The sequence below is a fragment of the Aeromonas sp. sia0103 genome (genome assembly GCF_963895295.1).
Lineage (GTDB): Bacteria > Pseudomonadota > Gammaproteobacteria > Enterobacterales > Aeromonadaceae > Aeromonas > Aeromonas encheleia.
On the sequence record NZ_CAWQKG010000011.1, the window covers coordinates 1,044,728 to 1,062,220 of the forward strand.

18 protein-coding genes are annotated in these 17,493 nt (G+C 65.0%); 12 read left to right on the forward strand and 6 right to left on the reverse strand.

From position 1 onward, the window contains the following. Positions 1–170: 170 nt before the first annotated feature. Entirely contained in the window at positions 171–1,211 is a 1,041-nt protein-coding gene (gene pspF / locus AACW18_RS07405; protein ID WP_218388236.1) for a phage shock protein operon transcriptional activator, read from the reverse strand. A gap of 195 nt (positions 1,212–1,406) precedes the next feature. Between pspF and pspA the strand changes: the two genes are divergently transcribed. The 12 genes from pspA to hutW all read left to right on the forward strand — a co-directional run bounded on the left by pspA (position 1,407) and on the right by hutW (position 12,582). Continuing rightward, a complete protein-coding gene (gene pspA, locus AACW18_RS07410) occupies positions 1,407–2,087 on the forward strand; it encodes a phage shock protein PspA (RefSeq protein ID WP_218388237.1) in 681 nt (226 codons plus the stop codon). A 3-nt stretch (positions 2,088–2,090) separates the two neighbouring features. Beyond that, positions 2,091–2,327, forward strand: coding sequence for an envelope stress response membrane protein PspB (gene pspB / locus AACW18_RS07415; protein WP_042653638.1), 237 nt, complete (start codon positions 2,091–2,093; stop codon positions 2,325–2,327). A gap of 94 nt (positions 2,328–2,421) precedes the next feature. Next, the gene (gene pspC / locus AACW18_RS07420; RefSeq protein WP_106886959.1) at positions 2,422–2,823 is read left to right on the forward strand and encodes an envelope stress response membrane protein PspC; all 402 of its coding nucleotides are present in this window, start codon (positions 2,422–2,424) and stop codon (positions 2,821–2,823) included. 68 nt (positions 2,824–2,891) lie between these two features. After that, on the forward strand, positions 2,892–4,298 hold the full coding sequence (locus AACW18_RS07425; RefSeq protein ID WP_218388238.1) for a YcjX family protein: 1,407 nt from the start codon (positions 2,892–2,894) through the stop codon (positions 4,296–4,298). A gap of 58 nt (positions 4,299–4,356) precedes the next feature. Beyond that, a complete protein-coding gene (locus AACW18_RS07430) occupies positions 4,357–5,397 on the forward strand; it encodes a YcjF family protein (RefSeq protein ID WP_218388239.1) in 1,041 nt (346 codons plus the stop codon). Between the two features lie 155 nt (positions 5,398–5,552). Continuing rightward, complete coding sequence (phhA, locus tag AACW18_RS07435; RefSeq protein ID WP_218388240.1) at positions 5,553–6,347, forward strand: phenylalanine 4-monooxygenase; 795 nt, start codon at positions 5,553–5,555, stop codon at positions 6,345–6,347. Positions 6,348–6,396: 49 nt separating this feature from the next. Further along, complete coding sequence (locus AACW18_RS07440; RefSeq protein ID WP_218292253.1) at positions 6,397–6,735, forward strand: 4a-hydroxytetrahydrobiopterin dehydratase; 339 nt, start codon at positions 6,397–6,399, stop codon at positions 6,733–6,735. A 134-nt stretch (positions 6,736–6,869) separates the two neighbouring features. After that, a complete protein-coding gene (tyrR, locus tag AACW18_RS07445) occupies positions 6,870–8,417 on the forward strand; it encodes a transcriptional regulator TyrR (RefSeq protein WP_042653644.1) in 1,548 nt (515 codons plus the stop codon). Between the two features lie 183 nt (positions 8,418–8,600). Then, positions 8,601–9,143, forward strand: a complete 543-nt coding sequence (locus AACW18_RS07450) for a YfiR family protein (RefSeq protein ID WP_170176002.1) — start codon at positions 8,601–8,603, stop codon at positions 9,141–9,143. Then, on the forward strand, positions 9,140–10,384 hold the full coding sequence (locus tag AACW18_RS07455) for a diguanylate cyclase domain-containing protein (RefSeq protein WP_218292254.1): 1,245 nt from the start codon (positions 9,140–9,142) through the stop codon (positions 10,382–10,384). Before AACW18_RS07450 ends, AACW18_RS07455 begins: the two co-directional genes overlap by 4 nt. 37 nt (positions 10,385–10,421) lie before the next feature. After that, complete coding sequence (locus tag AACW18_RS07460) at positions 10,422–10,910, forward strand: OmpA family protein (protein ID WP_218292255.1); 489 nt, start codon at positions 10,422–10,424, stop codon at positions 10,908–10,910. A gap of 325 nt (positions 10,911–11,235) precedes the next feature. Continuing rightward, positions 11,236–12,582, forward strand: a complete 1,347-nt coding sequence (hutW, locus tag AACW18_RS07465) for a heme anaerobic degradation radical SAM methyltransferase ChuW/HutW (RefSeq protein ID WP_218388365.1) — start codon at positions 11,236–11,238, stop codon at positions 12,580–12,582. A 62-nt stretch (positions 12,583–12,644) separates the two neighbouring features. Here the strand turns inward: hutW and xseA are convergent, their stop codons facing one another. The 5 genes from xseA to AACW18_RS07490 form a co-directional block, all read right to left on the reverse strand. Further along, positions 12,645–14,006 (reverse strand): exodeoxyribonuclease VII large subunit, encoded by a 1,362-nt coding sequence (xseA, locus tag AACW18_RS07470; RefSeq protein ID WP_218388241.1) that lies wholly within the window; start codon positions 14,004–14,006, stop codon positions 12,645–12,647. A 127-nt stretch (positions 14,007–14,133) separates the two neighbouring features. Beyond that, complete coding sequence (locus AACW18_RS07475; protein ID WP_218388242.1) at positions 14,134–15,048, reverse strand: DMT family transporter; 915 nt, start codon at positions 15,046–15,048, stop codon at positions 14,134–14,136. Positions 15,049–15,450: 402 nt separating this feature from the next. Beyond that, positions 15,451–15,873, reverse strand: coding sequence for an ExbD/TolR family protein (locus tag AACW18_RS07480; RefSeq protein ID WP_042653650.1), 423 nt, complete (start codon positions 15,871–15,873; stop codon positions 15,451–15,453). Further along, positions 15,873–16,625 (reverse strand): MotA/TolQ/ExbB proton channel family protein, encoded by a 753-nt coding sequence (locus tag AACW18_RS07485; protein ID WP_218388243.1) that lies wholly within the window; start codon positions 16,623–16,625, stop codon positions 15,873–15,875. Before AACW18_RS07485 ends, AACW18_RS07480 begins: the two co-directional genes overlap by 1 nt. Before the next feature lie 2 nt (positions 16,626–16,627). Further along, complete coding sequence (locus AACW18_RS07490; protein WP_218327849.1) at positions 16,628–17,392, reverse strand: energy transducer TonB; 765 nt, start codon at positions 17,390–17,392, stop codon at positions 16,628–16,630. Between the last annotated feature and the right edge of the window lie 101 nt (positions 17,393–17,493).

Consider the following 17,493-nt stretch of genomic DNA (forward strand, 5'->3'; position numbering starts at 1 on the left):
GTTGGGATCAGTCGGTATCGCTGTCACCATCCAGCCGCGGGCATGTGCGCAGCATGCTCCGAAATCGGTGATGGCGCAGGATCAGTCGCTGTCCGCGTTGCCATTGCTGTCATCCCCCTCGAGCAGTTGGTATTCACGCAGCATGCTCCGAAATCGGTGATGACGCCGGCTCAGTCGATGTCCGCGTTGCCATTGCTGTCATCTCCCTCGAGCAGCTGGTATTTACGCAGCATGCCCCGGAACTGGTGATAGCTCAGGGCCAGCAATTGAGCCGCTTTGCGCTGATTATACTGGGATTGCTGCATCGCTTGCTTGAGTAAATTAATCTCGTATTCCGCCACCGCCCCCTTGAGATCCAGCGGCAGGTTGTGGGCCTGTTGCCCGTCCGGCGCCGCCTCGACGGGGGAGGGTGCCAGGCCATTGGCGCGGGGGCGCCAGGGTGAATCGAACGGGTTGAGCACCAGCTCCGTGAGCGGCAGCTGGGGGTTGCTCTGGCGGTAGAGGCTGCGCTCCACCACGTTTTTCAGTTCGCGCACGTTGCCGGGCCAGGGATAGTCCAGCAATAGCTGGGTCGCCTTGCGAGAGAAACCGGCAAACAGCGGATAGCCCAGCTCCCGGGTCATGCTGTGGGCGAAGTGCTCCGCCAGCATCAGGATGTCGTCCCGCCGCTCCCGCAGCGGGGGCAGGGTGATGACGTCGAAGGCCAGCCGGTCCAGCAAGTCGTGGCGAAACTGGCCGCGCTCGGCCAGCCGCGGCAGATCCTCGTTGGTGGCGCACACCAGCCGCACATCCACCTTGAGCGGCTTGGCACCGCCGACCCGCTCGAACTCGCCATATTCGATGACCCGCAGCAGCTTCTCCTGCACCCGGGCGCTGGTGGTGGCCAGTTCGTCGAGGAACAGGGTGCCGCCATCGGCGCGCTCGAAGCGGCCCTGATGGCGCTTGGCGGCGCCGGTGAAGGAGCCCGCCTCGTGGCCGAACAGCTCGGTTTCCAACAGACTCTCACTCAGGGTGGCGCAGTTGATGGTGACAAAGCTTTGATCCCAACGTGCCGAGAGATAATGTAGGCGGTGGGCGATGAGCTCCTTGCCGGTGCCCCGTTCGCCGATGATCAACACGGGTTTGCGCAGCGGCGCGAGGCGCGAGGTCTGTTCGATGATTTCGAGGAAGGCGTTGGACTCACCCAACAGGCTTTCCGTGTCCGTGGTCATAATGATCCCTGCTCGGTGAAAAATCTGGTCAATCTTACCAAAAGTTAGTGTTTTTTATCATCTCTTGTTTCGGACGTCTTGAAACTCATGGAGAGCGCCCATATAAATCAACAAGTTAAATTTCGTTCCAGATTGGCACACAAGTTGCCATTGTCAATGGAGAAACAACCCAATGCCCATCACAGGAGTACAATCATGAGCATTTTTTCCCGCTTGGCCGACATCATCAACTCCAACCTGACGGCCCTGCTCGACAAGGCAGAAGATCCCCAGAAGATGGTGCGCCTGATCATCCAGGAGATGGAAGATGAGCTGGTGAAGGAGCGCTCCAACCTGGCCCGCTTCCTCGCCAACCAGAAAGAGATTGGCCGTCAGGTCCACCGTCACCAGGAGCGGGTGAATGAGTGGCAGGGCAAGGCCGAACTGGCGCTGGCCAAGGGCCGCGACGATCTGGCCAGGGCCGCCCTCATCGAGAAGAAGAAACAGACCGAGCTGGCCGAGACGCTCTACCGTGAGCAGCAGGCGGTGGACAGCGGCATCGACAAGCTGGGTGACGAGATCCGCCAGCTGGAAGCCAAGCTGGAAGACGCCCGTGCCCGCCAGAAGGCGATGGCCATTCGCAGCGAGGCCGCCAGCAGCCGCCTGAACGTGCAGAGCCAGGTGGCCCGTGGCGACAGCCAGGCCGTGGTCAGCAAGTTCGAGCGCATGGAGCGCCGCATCGACGAGATGGAGGCCCGCGCCGATCTCGGCCAGTCCGACAAGGCGCTGGCCCAGCAGTTTGCCGAGCTGGAAGTGGACGATCAGATCAGCCGCGAGCTCGAGGCCATGCGCCAGAAGCTGGGCCAGGGTGACACCGCCTTGAAACAGGGAGAGTGATGAATGGAAGACATTCTTGGGATATTGGCGACGCCACTCATCGTCTTCATGGTCATAGTGGCCCCCATCTGGCTGGTGCTGCACTATCGCGCCAAGGGCCGGATCGGTGCTGGTCTCGCCGACAATGAGCGGGAGGAGTTGCAGGGCCTGCTGGTTCGCGCCGAGAAGATGCAGGAGCGGGTCGGTGCACTGGAATCCATTCTGGATGCCGAGGTCCCCGGTTGGAGGAACAAGGTATGAATGCCATCTATGGCTGCCATGGCGTGACGTCTGCGTCGGTCGGTACACAGGGTTTCATCGCGGATGCTGAAGTTGCCGGCTGGAGGAACAGGGTATGAGCGCCTCGAACAACTCTCGCAATCTCTACCGGGATCCCCAGAAGGGCAAGATAGCCGGCGTCTGCGCCGGCCTTGCCGACTACTTCGGGGTGGAGACCTGGATAGTGCGGCTGCTGGCCATCACCGGCCTCATCTTCGCCGGTTTCATCACCTTCACCGCCTACATCGCGGCCTGGTTTCTACTCGACAAGAAACCGGTCACCCTCTACGGGGAGCAGGAGGCGGATTTTGCCGAGGTGCGCATGAAGGCGCGCAGTTGGCAGGCGGGGGTCACCCCCCATCAGGCGCTCGGCCGCATCGCCCAGGAGCTCGACACGCTCGAGCCCAGACTGCAGCGCATCGAGAAGCTGGTGACCTCCAAGGAGTTCACCCTGCAGCGCGAGTTCAGCAAGCTGTAGTGCCATCATGAATGACACCGCGCCGGCCAGACGGGCCGGCGATCTTTAGCGGGAGGATCGAACGAGCCTTGATACGCAACAAACTAGAGCAGAAGTGGTCTGTGCTGCAGCACAAGGCCTTCGAGGCGGTGAACCGGGTCCGGGATCGCCACATCCGGCTGGCGGTCACCGGCCTGTCACGCAGCGGCAAGACCGCCTTCATCACCGCGCTGGTCAACCAGCTGGAGCACGCGGCCATCGACGGCCGTCTGCCCCTGTGGGATGCCCAGCGCCAGGGGCGGATCCTGGGGGCGCGCCGCGTCCCCCAGCTGAATGCCCATATTCCCACCTTCGCCTATGAGCGGGGCCTCGACTCCCTGTTTGGCGAGCCGCCCGCCTGGCCTGAGCCTACCCGCGGCGTGGCCGAGGTGCGGCTCGAGATCCGCTACCGCACCCGCCATCCGCTGCGCAAGCACCTGGGGGAGATCTCCACCCTCTATGTGGATCTGGTGGACTACCCGGGGGAGTGGCTGCTGGACCTGCCGCTGCTGGAGCTGAGTTACGAGCAGTGGAGCGAGCAGGTGGCAAACCAGCTGCGGCGCCCCGAGCTGCAAGCACTCGCCAGCAGTTGGCTTGAACCGCGTTGGCAGGCCGAGCAGGCCTTCGAGGAGCGGCCGGCCTGCGAGCTGGCGGCGCGTTACACCGCTTATTTGCATGCCTGCAAGCGCGAGCTGGGGCTGCACTTCATCCAGCCGGGCCGCTTCGTGCTGCCGGGGGAGTATGCCGGGGCACCGCTGTTGCAATTCGTGCCCTGGGTGTGGGACAAACCCGCCTCCGAGCCCGCCGATGGCAGCCTCTACGCCACCTTCAAGCAGCGCTTCGAGCAGTACAAGCAGCACCTGGTGCAGGGCTTCTACGAGCAGCACTTCGCCGGCTTCGATCGCCAGATAGTGCTGGTGGACTGCCTGCAACCTCTCAACGCCGGCGCCGCCAGCTTTGGCGACATGCAGCAGGCCATCGCCCGCATCATGGAGAGCTTCGCCTACGGCAAGAGCAACTGGTGGCGCCGGCTGTTCGCCCCGCGCATCGACAAGCTGCTGTTCGTGGCGAGCAAGGCGGATCACGTGACCCCGGAGCAGCACGCTCCGCTGGTGTCCCTGTTGCAGCATCTGGTGAGCAGTGGCCGTGGCCAGGCTCGCTTCGAGGGGATCGAGACCGAGTGCCTGGCGCTCGCCGCCATCAAGGCCACCGAGGTGGGCAAGGGGCTGGCCAATGGCCGCGAGTTCCCGGCCATCCGTGGCACCAGTCTGGCTGGCGAGCCGCTGCTGCTGTTTCCCGGTGAGGTGCCGTCCCACATTCCCCCGGCGCAGTGGTGGCACAACCAGGGCTTCGATTTTCAGGCGTTTCGCCCCCTGCCCATGAGCCCCCATCAGGCGTTGCCCCATATCCGACTCGACGCCGCGCTGGAGTTTCTGTTGGGGGATCACCTCGAATGAGCGCCACCCCTGCGCGGGCACGGCGCCCTGACCGAGCGCTACAGAGGAACCTATTGCGATGAACGATCAGACCAAAGTGCGGACGCCAGACGAGGGCGTTCCGTTGCAAGGCAAGGTGCTGCTGGAGCCTGCGTTTTCGGCGGCGCCAACCGAGCAGGCGCCCGCTCCAGCCCAGCGGCTGGAGGAGGAGAGCTTCGAGCGGCTCGACGAGCTCAATGACTTCGTGGAGCCGGCCCTGACCCTGCGGCCAAGGCGCCGGCACCGGTTGCTGGCCTGGGGGCTGGGGGTGGTCGGTGTGCTCTCCCTCGGCCAGTTTGGCGGCTTCCTCTACGACCAGTTCGTCGCGTCCCCGCTCTGGGGCGGCGCCTGGTTGCTGGCCTCCGGGCTGGTGGTGGTGGGCACGGCCGGGGTGGCGGGGCGGGAGTGGTTGCGGCTGCGCACCCTCAAGCGGCGCCAGGATGTGCGCTCCCGCGCCGAAGATATGCTGGCTCACCAGGGGGTGGGGCAGGGGCAGGCGTTCTGCGAGGCCCTGGCCGAGAAGAGTGGTGACAAGGGGCGGGAGGGCTATCAGAACTGGCTCGGCCAGCTCGACGAGAGCCACAGCGATCGGGAGGTGCTGACCCTCTACAGTCAGCTGGTGTTGACCGAGCGGGATAAACTCGCCCAGGCCAGGGTCGCCAAATGGTCGGGGGAGGCCGCGGTGCTGGTGGCCCTGAGCCCGCTCGCCACCGTCGACATGATGCTGATGCTGTGGCGCAACCTGCGGATGATCGAGGACATCGCCGATGTCTACGCCATCGAGCTCGGCTACTGGAGCCGCATCAGCCTCATCCGCCAGGTGTTTCGCAACATGCTCTATGCCGGCGCCACCGAGCTGGTGACCGAGGTGGGCATGGACTTGCTGGGGGCCGAGCTCACCGCCAAGCTCTCCGCCCGCGCCGCGCAAGGAGTGGGGGCCGGCCTGCTCACCGCCAGGCTGGGGCTGCGCACCATAGAGGCCTGCCGCCCGCTGCCCTGGTGCGGCGACGAGAAACCGAAACTGGGTGAGTTGCGCAAGCGGCTTATCGGCCAGCTGGCGGGCTATCTCAACAAGTCCTGAGCCCGGATATATGAATAGCGAATGTCACAAATTGTTTACATTTGTGGCCGGCAGCCGACCTCGGGGTCGGCTGCTTTTTTAGGGGCTAAACCGTTACAGTGATCCTGACAACCAACGTAAAGGCGCCGCTCTCTGGCGCGGGATGGAACGGGATCATGGCAAGCCTCTACACAGCACATCAACCGGACGAGCAGGGCCTCATTCATTACACAGATGAAGAGCATGGCACCTGGCAGATCCTGATCGAGCGCCAGCTCGCGGCGCTCAAGGGCAAGGCCTGTGACGAATACCTGGCGGGGCTGGCCCGACTCGACTTGCCCCGTGATCGCATCCCGCAGCTGATGGAGATCAACGCCGTGCTGACCCCTAGCACCGGCTGGTCTGTGGTAGCCGTGCCCGCCCTCATCTCGTTCGATCGCTTCTTCTCGCTGCTGGCCCAGCGCCAGTTTCCGGTGGCCACCTTCATCCGCCGCCGGGATGAGCTCGATTACCTGCAAGAGCCGGACATCTTCCACGAGCTGTTCGGCCACTGCGCCATGCTGACCAACCCGGCCTTCGCCCATTTCACCCATGTCTATGGTCAGCTCGGTCTCAAGGCCAGCAAGGAGGACAGGGTCTATCTGGCCCGGCTCTACTGGTTCACGGTGGAGTTCGGTCTGGTGCAGAGCGCCGCCTCCCTGCGTATCTACGGCGGCGGCATTCTCTCCTCCATCGGCGAGACTGCCTATGCCCTCTCTGGTCAACCCAGCCTGCAGCCGTTCGATGCGGTGGAGGTGCTGCGCACCCCCTATCGCATCGACATCATGCAGCCGACCTATTTCGTGCTGCCCAGCCTGGATGCCCTCTATCAGCTGGCGGAGCAGGACATCATGGCCTGCGTGGCCCAGGCGCGTCGCCTCGGCCTGCGAGCGCCGCGTTTTGCGCCGGCGCCCGGCAAACAGGCGAGCTGACGACGGCGCGCAATCCATTCCAACCCATTGTTAATGAAAGGAGTCCCTAATGTCCGAACTGGCAAGCCAACGGTGCGAAGCGTGCCGCGCCGATGCCCCCAAGGTCAGCGAGCAGGAGCTGAGCGAGCTGATGCACGCCATACCCGACTGGCAGCCCATGGTGGTGAAGGGAGAGCTGCAACTGCGCAGGGAGTTTGGCTTTCGCAACTTCAAGGAGGCGCTGGCCTTCACCAACCGTCTCGGCGAGCTGGCGGAGGCCGAGTTCCATCACCCGGCGATCCTGACCGAATGGGGCAAGGTGACCGTCAGCTGGTGGACCCACAAGATAGGCGGCCTGCATCGCAACGACTTCATCATGGCGGCGCGCACCGACCAGCTGCTGAAATAAGCGCCAGCCATTGACTCGGGCCTGTCCGGCGAAAGCGGGGCGGGCCCGCATTTTTATGGGCGAGCGCTCGCACTGGCGGGATCGAGTCTGTATCATCCCGTTATTCAGAGTGTTAGCTAGGAAGTGTGTCCCGAATGCGTCTTGAAGTCAGCTGTGAAGACCGCCTGGGCCTGACCCGGGAACTGCTCGACCGTCTGGTGGAGCACAACATCGATCTGCGCGGCATCGAAATCGATACCACAGGCATCATCTATCTCAATTTCCCCGAGCTGGAGTTTCGAGATTTCCAGCATCTGATGCCGGAGATCCGCCGCATTCCCGGTGTCTATGACGTCAAGACCATCCCCTACATGCCCTCCGAGCGGGAACATCACGAGATAGAGGCGCTGCTCAAGGCGCTGCCGGACCTGGTCTTCTCCCTCGACAGCAAGGGGCGGATAACCCAGGCCAACCAGTCGGCCCTCACCACCCTTGCCTTGCCCCAGGAGGAGGTGCGCGGTCTGGCCCTCGGCTCCCTGGTCAAGGGCTTCTCCTTTGCCCGCTGGCTGGAGGCGAGCGAGATCAAGCCGCAGACCTGCAAGCTCAGCCTCGGCGGTGAGGAGTACCTCGGCGACCTGATGCCGCTGTTCGTGGCCGAAGAGAAGGGCCGCCAAGCCCTGGCCGGCGCCGTGGTGGTGCTCAAGTCCGCGCGCCGGGTCGGCATGCACTTCAGCGCGCTGCACGCGGTGGAGGTGGGGGGCTTCGAGCACCTGCAGGCCGAGAGCCAGAAGATGAAAGAGGTGCTGGCCCAGGCCGCCAAGCTGGCGATGCAGGATGCGCCGCTGCTTATCCTGGGTGAGACCGGCACCGGCAAGGAGCTGCTGGCCCGCGCCTGCCACGGCGCCAGCCTGCGCTCCAGCCATCCCTTCATGGCTCTCAACTGTGCCGCCATGCCGGACAACGTGGCCGAGAGCGAGCTGTTTGGCTACGCCCCCGGCGCCTTTGGCAACAACACCGAGGGCAAGCGCGGCGTGCTGGAGCTGGCCAGCGGCGGCACCCTGATGCTGGACGAGATCGGCGACATGTCCCCCCATCTGCAGACCAAGTTCCTGCGGGTGTTGCAGGACGGCGTCTTCCGCCGGGTCGGTGACGAGCAGGAGGTGAGGGTCAACGTGCGCTTCATCTGCACCACCCAGAAGCAGTTGCTGGATCTGGTGCACGAGGGCAAGTTTCGCGAGGATCTCTACTACCGGCTCAATGTGCTGAGCTTAGGCCTGCCGCCCCTGCGCGAGCGCAAGGCGGACATCATGGCGCTGGCCCAGCAGTTCGTCTCCCGCTTCGCCAGCGAGTTGCAGCGGCCCCGCCCGCGCTTCACCCGCAACATGGCCGAATACCTGACCGCCTATCGCTGGCCCGGCAACGTGCGCCAGCTGCGCAACTGCCTCTACCGCGCCATGACCCTGCTGGAAGGGGACGAGATAGGCCCCGAGCACGTGGATCTGCCGGTGGCAGCCGATGCCATGCCGCTCATCGACGAGTGGTTCGAGGGCGGGCTGGACGAGGCGGTGAAGCGCTTCGAGAGCCGGCTGCTGGAGCGGCTCTATCCGGCCTTTCCCTCCACCCGCCAGCTGGCCAAGCGGCTCGGGGTCTCCCACACCGCCATTGCCAACAAGCTGCGCGAATACGGGATCGGCAAGAAGTAAGCCCATGCCTGCCGTTGGTCCGTGGGGCTCACATCCGGGTGGGCCCTTGTCATTAGTACGACACAAGGTGACACAGCCTGCGCGCAGAGCCATGGGTGGCTGGCGCGCGACTGATAAGCTTGATGCCACTCCTCTTTGGCATAGCCCTCTGGCCTCTTGGGCAGACGTGAACAGGCAGGCATCATGCAGTCACATTCTCTGATCCGGGCCATGGCGTGGCTGGCGCTGCTGTTCTGCTCGCTGGCGCTGGCCAGCGTCAGCGAGACCTCGGCCGAGGTGCGCGCCGAGCTGGTGCGCCAGACGGTGCTCGACATCCTCAGCTATACCCGCTGGCCCACCGAGCCTGCCGAGTTGCGCCTGTGCATCGCGGCGCCGACGGAATATGCCGGGGCTCTGCCCTCCATCAAGCAGCAGGCCAACGGCCGCCCGGTCGATGTGCACCGTTACGATCTGGATGACGAGGCCTTGAGCCAGCGCTGTGACGTGCTCTATCTGGGGGTGATGACGAGCGAGCAACGGGTGGCGCTGTTCCAGCGCCTGCGTGGGCACGCCATCCTCAGCATCGGTGAACAGAGCCACGAGTGCATCGCCGATGCGGTGTTCTGCCTGCAGGCCAGCCAGGAGCGGGTGCGCTTCAAGGTCAATCTGGATGCGCTCGCCCGCAGCGGCGTCCGGGTGCACCCGGCCGTGCTCAAGTTGGCCAGGGCGGACGAGGACGCACGATGAAAAATCAGATCCCTGCCGAGCAACGGATCACGTTGCGACAGAGCCTGGGCCGCACCCACATGATGACCTCCCTCACCGCGGTCTGCATGGCCGGCCTGTTCCTGACCATCACCGCCCTGCTGGCGCTGCGCCTCTACGCCGATCACAACCTCGAGCTGGTGGCGCGAGCCATCAGCTACACCACTGAGGCGGCGGTGGTGTTCCACGACGAGGAGGCGGCGAAAGAGACCCTGCAGGCCATCGCCTCCCACGAGGATGTGGCCAGTGCCCGCATCCAGCTGGCCGATGGTCAGGTGCTGGCGAGCTGGACCCGGGCCATCACCACCCCCTGGTCCAGCCTGGAGCAACAGCTGGCCCACCTGATCCTGCCGGGGCCGGTGGAGCTGCCGGTGCTGCGGGAGGGCAAGGAGATAGCGCGGATCCACCTGGTCGGCCACGGCCAATACCTGCTGCGCTTCCTGTTGCAGACCCTGATGGCGACCCTGCTCTGCCTGCTGCTCAGCATCCTGGGGGCGCTCTATGTGGCGCGCCGCATGCAGTACTCCATCACAGATCCCCTCAAGGCGCTGGCGCAGGTGGCCCACAGCGTCCGCCGTCAGCGCGCCCTCAAGCAGCGCGTCCCGGCGGCCGACATCGCCGAGTTGCATGAGCTGGGGGAAGATTTCAACTCCCTGCTCGATGAGCTGGAGGCCTGGCAACTCCATCAGAAACGGGAGAATGCCAGCCTGCTGCACCAGGCGACCCACGATCCCCTGACGGGTCTCCCCAATCGCGCGTTGTTCGAAGCCCGGCTGGATCAATCCATCATGACCGGTCGCGCCCAGCATGAGCGGTTCGCCCTGCTGTACCTCGATTGCGACCGCTTCAAGCAGATCAATGACAGCCTGGGCCATGCCGCCGGTGACGAGGTGCTGGTGACGCTGGCCAGGCGGATACAGCATCAACTGCGACCCATGGATCTGGTGTGCCGGCTGGGGGGGGACGAGTTTGCGGTCCTGCTGGCGCCGCTGCAGCATGAGCGCGAGGTGCGCGACGTGATGATCCGGATCCAGCAGGCGATGATAGTGCCCGTAGTATTGGGGGATGGCCGCCATCTGGTGGCCAAGGTCAGCGTCGGCTATGCCATGTTCCCCGAGCAGGGGCTGACCGCCGATGAGCTGCTGCAGCACGCGGACAGTGCCATGTATCAAGCCAAACGACAACGCAGGGAGGAGGTCACCGACCACAAGCTGAGTATTTGATGTTTTTGCAGGCAAAAATAACAAAAGGACTATAACAATGAAAATTTCCAACCTGATGAAGGTGGGTCTGTTCGGGCTCTTGTTGAGTGTGTTGGCGGCTTGCCAGAGTGCGCCTCAGGGTCTCACGGCGGAGCAGGTGACCGTGCTCAAGGAGCAGGGCTTCCACCTTACCGATGAGGGCTGGACGCTGGACATCTCCAACAAGGTGCTGTTTGCCAACAATGTGGGCGCACTCAACCCCAATACCCGCCAGGTGGTGGAGAAGCTGGGCAAGGCCCTGCTGGACGTGGGCCTGAACCGGGTCAGGGTCGACGGTCATACCGACTCCAACGGCGAGGCGGCCTACAACGAGCAGCTCTCCCGCAAGCGGGCCCAGTCCGTGGCCGACGTGCTGGCGTCGGTGGGGATGCCGGCGGCCAACCTGGACATTCGTGGTCGCGGCGAGCAGGCACCAGTCGCCGACAACGGCACCGCCGCCGGACGGGCGGAGAATCGCCGGGTGGCCATCATCATCGGCAACGGCTGATCCCACCCCAGTCGCAGTGCATTCGCCGCCTCCGTCCGTCGCTCGAGGCTGGCAGCAAGGCTCCCCGCTAGCCTGAATGCGTGTGTGTCCGCTCTCCTGTCGATGACCCCGATGCCGACAGGGGAGTGGTTCTCCGCCAGTACACTCTCTCCTGAACCAACCTTCGCTCAACAAACCCCCTGGCTGACGCCAGCCCGAGGGATAAATGGCGGCCCAGTGCCACAGACTTGATCTGGCACAAGCTCACTATTGAGTGATATTCGTTATCATTTGCATTATTTCCAAATGGTAACCGCCAGTGACGACAGCACAGCTCACCCCGACCATGACCGGACTCTCGACTCCCGATCCCCTCAAGTTTGCCTTCACCGCCAAGACCTCGGCCCACGCCAGCCGGGGCGGCATTCGCCCCTTGTCGCTGGATGACGCCGCCTGGCAAGGCTGGTGGCAACAGCCGAGCCAGGCGCAGGAGCGGGCGCTCTACATCCACATTCCGTTCTGTCGCAAGCGCTGCAGCTTCTGCAACTTCTTCGAGAATGGCGCCAATCCGGCGCGCATGAGCCGCTACATGGCGGCCCTGTGTGACAGCCTGCAGCGGGCCGCCGAGTCCCCCCTCGGCCAGAGTCAGCCCTTCTCGGCCGTCTACGTGGGGGGCGGGACCCCGACCGACATGGCGGCAGAGGATCTGGCGCGCCTCGCCGAGGCGATCCGCCGTTTTCCCTTGAGTGAGGATGCGGAGCTGACCCTGGAGGGGCGGCTCAACGGCTTCGACGACGAGAAGTGGCAGACGGCGCTGGCGGGGGGCTTCAACCGCTTCTCGTTCGGCGTGCAGAGCTTCAATACAGAAGTGCGCCAGCAGGCGGCCCGCTTCGATGACAGGGAGACCCTGCTCGCCCGGCTGGCCGAGCTGACCCGGGATGATGCCGCCGTCATAGTGGCGGATCTCATCTTCGGCCTGCCGGGGCAGGATGACGCCGTCTGGCGCCAGGACATAGCGGACGTGATGGCGAGCGGGGTGCACGGGGTGGATCTCTATCAGCTCATCGCCATGGCGGGCACCAATCTGGAGCAGGCGCAGGAGAGGGGTCGGCTCGGCTGGTCGGCCGACGGCCAGCAGCGGGCCGGCATGTATGCCTACGGCGCCCAGACCCTGGAGCAGGGGGGCTGGCAGCGGCTCTCCAGCAGCCACTGGCGGCGGGGGGAGCGCGAGCAGAGCCGTTACAACCAGATGGCCAAGCGCGGCGCCGAGATCCTCCCCTTCGGCGCCGGCGCCGGGGGCAATGTGCAGGGTCATGGCCTGATGTACGGCCGGGATCTGGCGCTCTGGCACGAGGCGCTGGCGAGCGGCGTGCGGGCGCCCGGCATGGTGATGGGGCGCAACCCCAACGCGCATATCGACGGCCTGCTGCGCGGCGCCCTCGATACCGGCTGGCTCGCGCTGACCCGGCTGCCACCATCACTGCGGACGCACCTGTTGCCGCTGTTCCAGGCATGGCAACGGCACGGGCTGGCGGCGCTGACGGAGGAGCGGCTGGAGCTGACCCTGGCGGGGCGTTTCTGGAACGTCAATCTGCAGGCCGGGCTGTTCGAGTTCCTGCAGCTCAACCCGCTGGGCGGCGGGGCAGAGAGCGGCGCTCATCCGGCCGGGGCGGTGCGGCACTCGCTGGTGTAACTGGCTGGGATCAAGACGAGGAGGGGACGAAAAGGGGGCCGATTGAAGGCCCCCTTGTTTATCTATGGGTTGTGCACCTCTTCGACTCGCACCCGCAGATGCCCCTCTGCGAGGGTGGTGACCAGCGACTGCCCGGCGCTCACCTGGGCGGCGCGGCTGATCACCTCACCACCCTGTGTGCGGGTGATGGAGTAGCCACGCCCCAGGGTGGCGAGCGGGCTCACCCCGTCGAGGCGGGCGCTCAGCATGGCGAGGCGATGGTCGGCGAGACTCTGGCGTTTGTTCATCAGGGCGAAGAGACGCTCCTCGGCCAGCTGGTGACGGCGCTTGCCGGCGGCCAGCAGCTTTTCCGGGCTCCTGGCCTGCAGCCGCAGCTCCAGGTTGGCGAGGCGCCGCTCCCCCTGATGCAGGCGCTGGTTGAGCAGTTGCTGCAAACGGCTGGAGAGCTCGTCCAGCCGTTGGGACTGCTGCTCCAGCCGCCGCTTCGGATCCTGATGGTCGAGCCGCTTTTGCAGCAGCGCGAAGCCGTGACGGGCGGCGGTCTGGTGGCGGCTGATGGCCTGGGTCAGCCGCTGTCCCAGGTGGGTGAGGCGCTGGGCGCGGGCGCCCTGATCCGGCGCCACCAGCTCGGCGGCGGCGGAGGGGGTGGGGGCGCGCAAGTCGGCGGCGAAGTCGCTGATGGTGACGTCCACCTCGTGGCCCACCGCGCTGATGACGGGGATGGCGGAGCCTGCGATGGCCCGGGCCACCGCCTCCTCGTTGAAGCACCAGAGATCTTCCAGCGATCCGCCGCCGCGACCGACGATCAGCACATCCACCTCGGCGCGGCGGTTGGCCAGATGGATCGCCGCCACTATCTGACCGATGGCGGCGCTGCCCTGCACCTGAGTCGGGTAGATGAAGACCGGCAGATCCGGGGCGCGGCGCTCAAGCACCGTCAGCATGTCGTGCAGGGCGGCGCCGGTGGCGGAGGTGACCAGCCCCACGGCGCGGGGCTCGCGCGGCAGCGGCCGCTTGCGGCCCTCGTCAAACAGCCCTTCGGCGCCGAGGCGGCGCTTGAGCTCCTCGAAGCGCAGGGCCAGCATGCCATCGCCGGCGGGTTGCATCGACTCGATGATCAGCTGATAGTCGCCGCGCGGCTCGTAGAGGGAGACCCGCGCCTGGACCAGCACCTGCATGCCATCCTGCGGGCGGAACGGCACCCGGCGGTTGTTGCCCTTGAACATGGCGCAGCGCACCTGGGCCGAGATGTCTTTCAAGGAGAAATACCAGTGGCCCGAGCTTGGCATCGCCAGGTTGGAGAGCTCCCCCGTCAGCCACACCAGCCCCAGATCCTGCTCCAGGATCATGCGCACGGTGCTGTTGAGGCGGGTGACGGTAAAGATCTGTTGCTGCTTCTGCTGGCGGTCGTCGAGGTGGTTCAAGGCAGATCCTGCTGGTGCGCCCCTCTCCTTGGCAAGGCCGAGGGGGATGAAAAAAGGAGAAAGCGAATGGGGCCATCTTACCCCAGTTTGGACGCTGAGCCGAGCCTGTCGCTCGGCCCCGTCATGACTAGCGTTCGGTTTCCGGGTTCACCCTGGGCTGGCTCCTGGCCGGGCTGACCACCAGCCAGACCGAGAGGCAGACGATGAGGCCGCCGATGATGAAGCCCTCGGTGAGGGTCTCGCCGAGCACCAGATAGCCCCAGAAGATGCCGAACGGCGGGATGAGGAAGGTCACCGTCAGGGAGCGCAGCGGCCCGATGTCGGCGATCAGCCTGAAATAGAGCAGGTAGGCGAGGGCGGTACAGACGAAGCCGACGGCCAGGATGCTGGCCCACACCTCGGGGATGGCCCAGTTGACGGCGGGCCCCGCCGTCATGGTGTAGCCGAAGAAGGGCAGCAGAAACACGCAGGCACCCAGCTGGCTGCCGAAGGCCACCAGCTTGGCATCGAGGCCGCCCTGCTCGGTGATCCAGCGGCGGGTCAGGAAACCGGCGCAGCCGTAACAGGCGGTGGCAAACAGGCAGGCCAGCACGCCGATGATCACGTTGCCGCTCAGGCTCACCTCGCCGGTGGTGGTGATGAGGGCGATGCCGACGAGCCCCAGCATCACGCCGAACCACTTGCGCGGGCTCAACTTCTCGTCGAAGAACGAGAAGCCGATCATGGCCCCCATCAGCGGGGTGGTCGCGTTCAGGATGGCCGAGTAGCCGGCCGGCAGCCAGAGCGCGGCGATGGCGTACATCAGAAAGGGCACACCTGAGTTGATGATGCCGAGCAGCATGGCGGATCTCAGCTTGCCCTTGAACCTCATGGGGGTGCGCAGCAGCAGGAGCATGACGGCGAGCCCGATGAGGGCGAACAGGACCCGCAGGAAGGTGGTATTGACCGAGCCGAACGCCGGCGCTGCGATGCGCATGAACAGGAAGCTGGCGCCCCAGATGGCCGCCAGTACCAGCAGCCTCACATAATCCGATGTTCTCATCTTCTCTCCTTGAAATCATGGGGCTCACGCCAGCGCTCTGACATGCAGATCCCGCATCATGCAGGGATGCCCTGCGTCTGACAACCGGGTGATGGGGCGGCAAACAAGCAAGGCACCACCTGGGTGATGGCTTGTTGCCAGCGTCGCTTCGATTCGCACTGACCTAGGACGATCACTCGGCCTCGGGTTGGCTGACAAAGGCGATCTTGTGCAGGCCATGCTGGGAGGCCAGTGTCATCACCCGGGCGTATAGACAGTGCTGTATTCGACCCGCCTCAGACCGGCTGTCACTCTACCTCGGGCTGGCTGACAAAGGCGATCTTGTGCAGCCCATGCTAAGAGGCCAGCGCCATCCCCCGGGCGTATAGACAGTGCCGTATTCGACCCGCCTCAGACCGGCTGTCACTCGGCTTCCGGCTGGCTGACAAAGGCGATCTTGTGCAGGCCATGCTGAGAGGCCAGCGCCATTACTCTGGCAATGGTGCCGTATTCGACACTCTTGTCGATGCGCAGCTGGATCTCGGGGAGCTCCTGCGCCTTCTGGTCGACCGCGCTCATCTGGGCGATCAGGGCCGCCTCGTCGACCGGCTTGTCATTCCAGTACATCTTGCCGGCCCCGTCGATGGAGAGGCTGATGTCGTCCTGTTTCGGCTGATTTGCCTGGCTGCTGGCCTCGGGCAAGTCGAGCTTGACCGCGTTGGTCAGCAGGGGGGCCGTGATCATGAAGACGATCAGCAGCACCAGCATGACATCGATCATCGGGATCATGTTGATCTCGGAGAGGGGTTGATCGTCCGAATCACTGGATAATTTACCAAATGCCATTATCCGCGCCCCTTCCTGGCTTCCCGCTCGGCGAGCTGGGTGACCTTGGGCGAGGCCTGCTCGAACCCGGTCACCAGCAAGGCGAAGAGGTCATAGGCAAACTCGTCGAGAGCCGCCAGCTTGAGGCGATTGCGGCGCACGAAGAAGTTGTAGATGAGCACCGCCGGCAGGGCGACGGCGAGGCCAAAGCCGGTCATGATCAGCGCCTCTCCGACCGGACCTGCCACCTTGTCCAGGCTGCTCTGGCCGGCGCTGCCGATGGCAAGCAGGGCATGATAGATGCCCCACACGGTGCCAAACAGCCCGATGAAGGGGGCCGCAGAGCCCACGGAGGCGAGCAAGGTCAGGCCCTGTTCGAGGCGGATCCGCTCCAGGGTGATGGCCTGGCGCAGGGCGCGCAGCAAGAAGTCGTCGGGGGATCCCAACTTGAGGGAGACGGCCCGTTCCTGCGCCCTGTCAAGCTGGGCCACGGCCGCGAGGGCGGCACGCGTCACCCGCCCATAGCCTTCCTGAGGCGGCGTCTGGGCGAGCTGGCGCTCCATCTCCTGCACGCTGGCGTGTTGCCAGAACTGGCTCACGAACCGGGCATTGAGGCGCTGCTCGCGATAGCCGAGCCAGAGTTTGAGCAGGGCGTAGTAACAGGTAGCAAGCGACATCAGCACCAGCAAGATCAATGGGATAAGGCCCACTCCCGTGTTCTGGCTGAGCAGATGAGCGATGCCCATCCCGTTCGTTTCGATTTCCGGATTCATGGTTATGTCCCTAACTTGAAGATGATGGTGACCCCGGTCCAGGCCGCGACGGCGGCGTTATTCTGCCTGGCCGGGATGAAGCGCCAGCGGCTGACCGTCTTGCGGGCAATCATGTCCAGGCGCCGGTAACCGCTGCTGTTTTCGACCTCGACCGACTCGGCCGTGCCCTCCTTGCTGACGCGAACCTTCAACACCACACGCCCTTCTTCCCCTCGTCTGCGTGACTCATGAGGATAGGGGGGCTCAGGGTTGTTCAATCTGGCATCGCGGGCAATGGGGGCGCTGCTGCCCCCGCCGGTCCCAGTCTGGTTCGTCTTGGCAGGCGCACTATTGCTGCTGCCGCTCTGGTGATTGGCCGTGGTCAGCGGCGCGGCGGGCGCCGTTACCGGCTGGGCCTTGGCGACGGGCTTGACCAGGGGGGCAGGCTTGGGCGGTGCCTTGGGCACAGGCTTGGGAGCGACTTTCTTGACGACCGGCTTGACCGGCTTGTGCTGAACCGGCGCAGGCTGTTTGACTACCTTCGGCTGTGCCGGGGTGGGCGCTGGCGCCGCCGGTTTGCCCGGCGCGTCATCCTTGTTCGACTCCCCGGCCCAGCGGGCAGACAGGGTGAGGGGCTCGGGTGGCTGGATGGGGGCGGGGTGGCTCCCCTGCATCAGCCACAGGATGGCGAGGTGCAGGAGCGCGGCGATGGCCAGGCAGGCGAGTTGGACAGGGCCAAATGCCATCTTGTCGCGGCCGATGGCCGGTCTCATTGCACAGGCGCTCATCGACCTGCTTCCTTCCTGATCGTCATGTTCGTACTCAAATGTCTATGAAATAGGCGCCAAAGCCGGCCTTTGGCGCCCAGCATGCGCCACTTCAGGGCCTG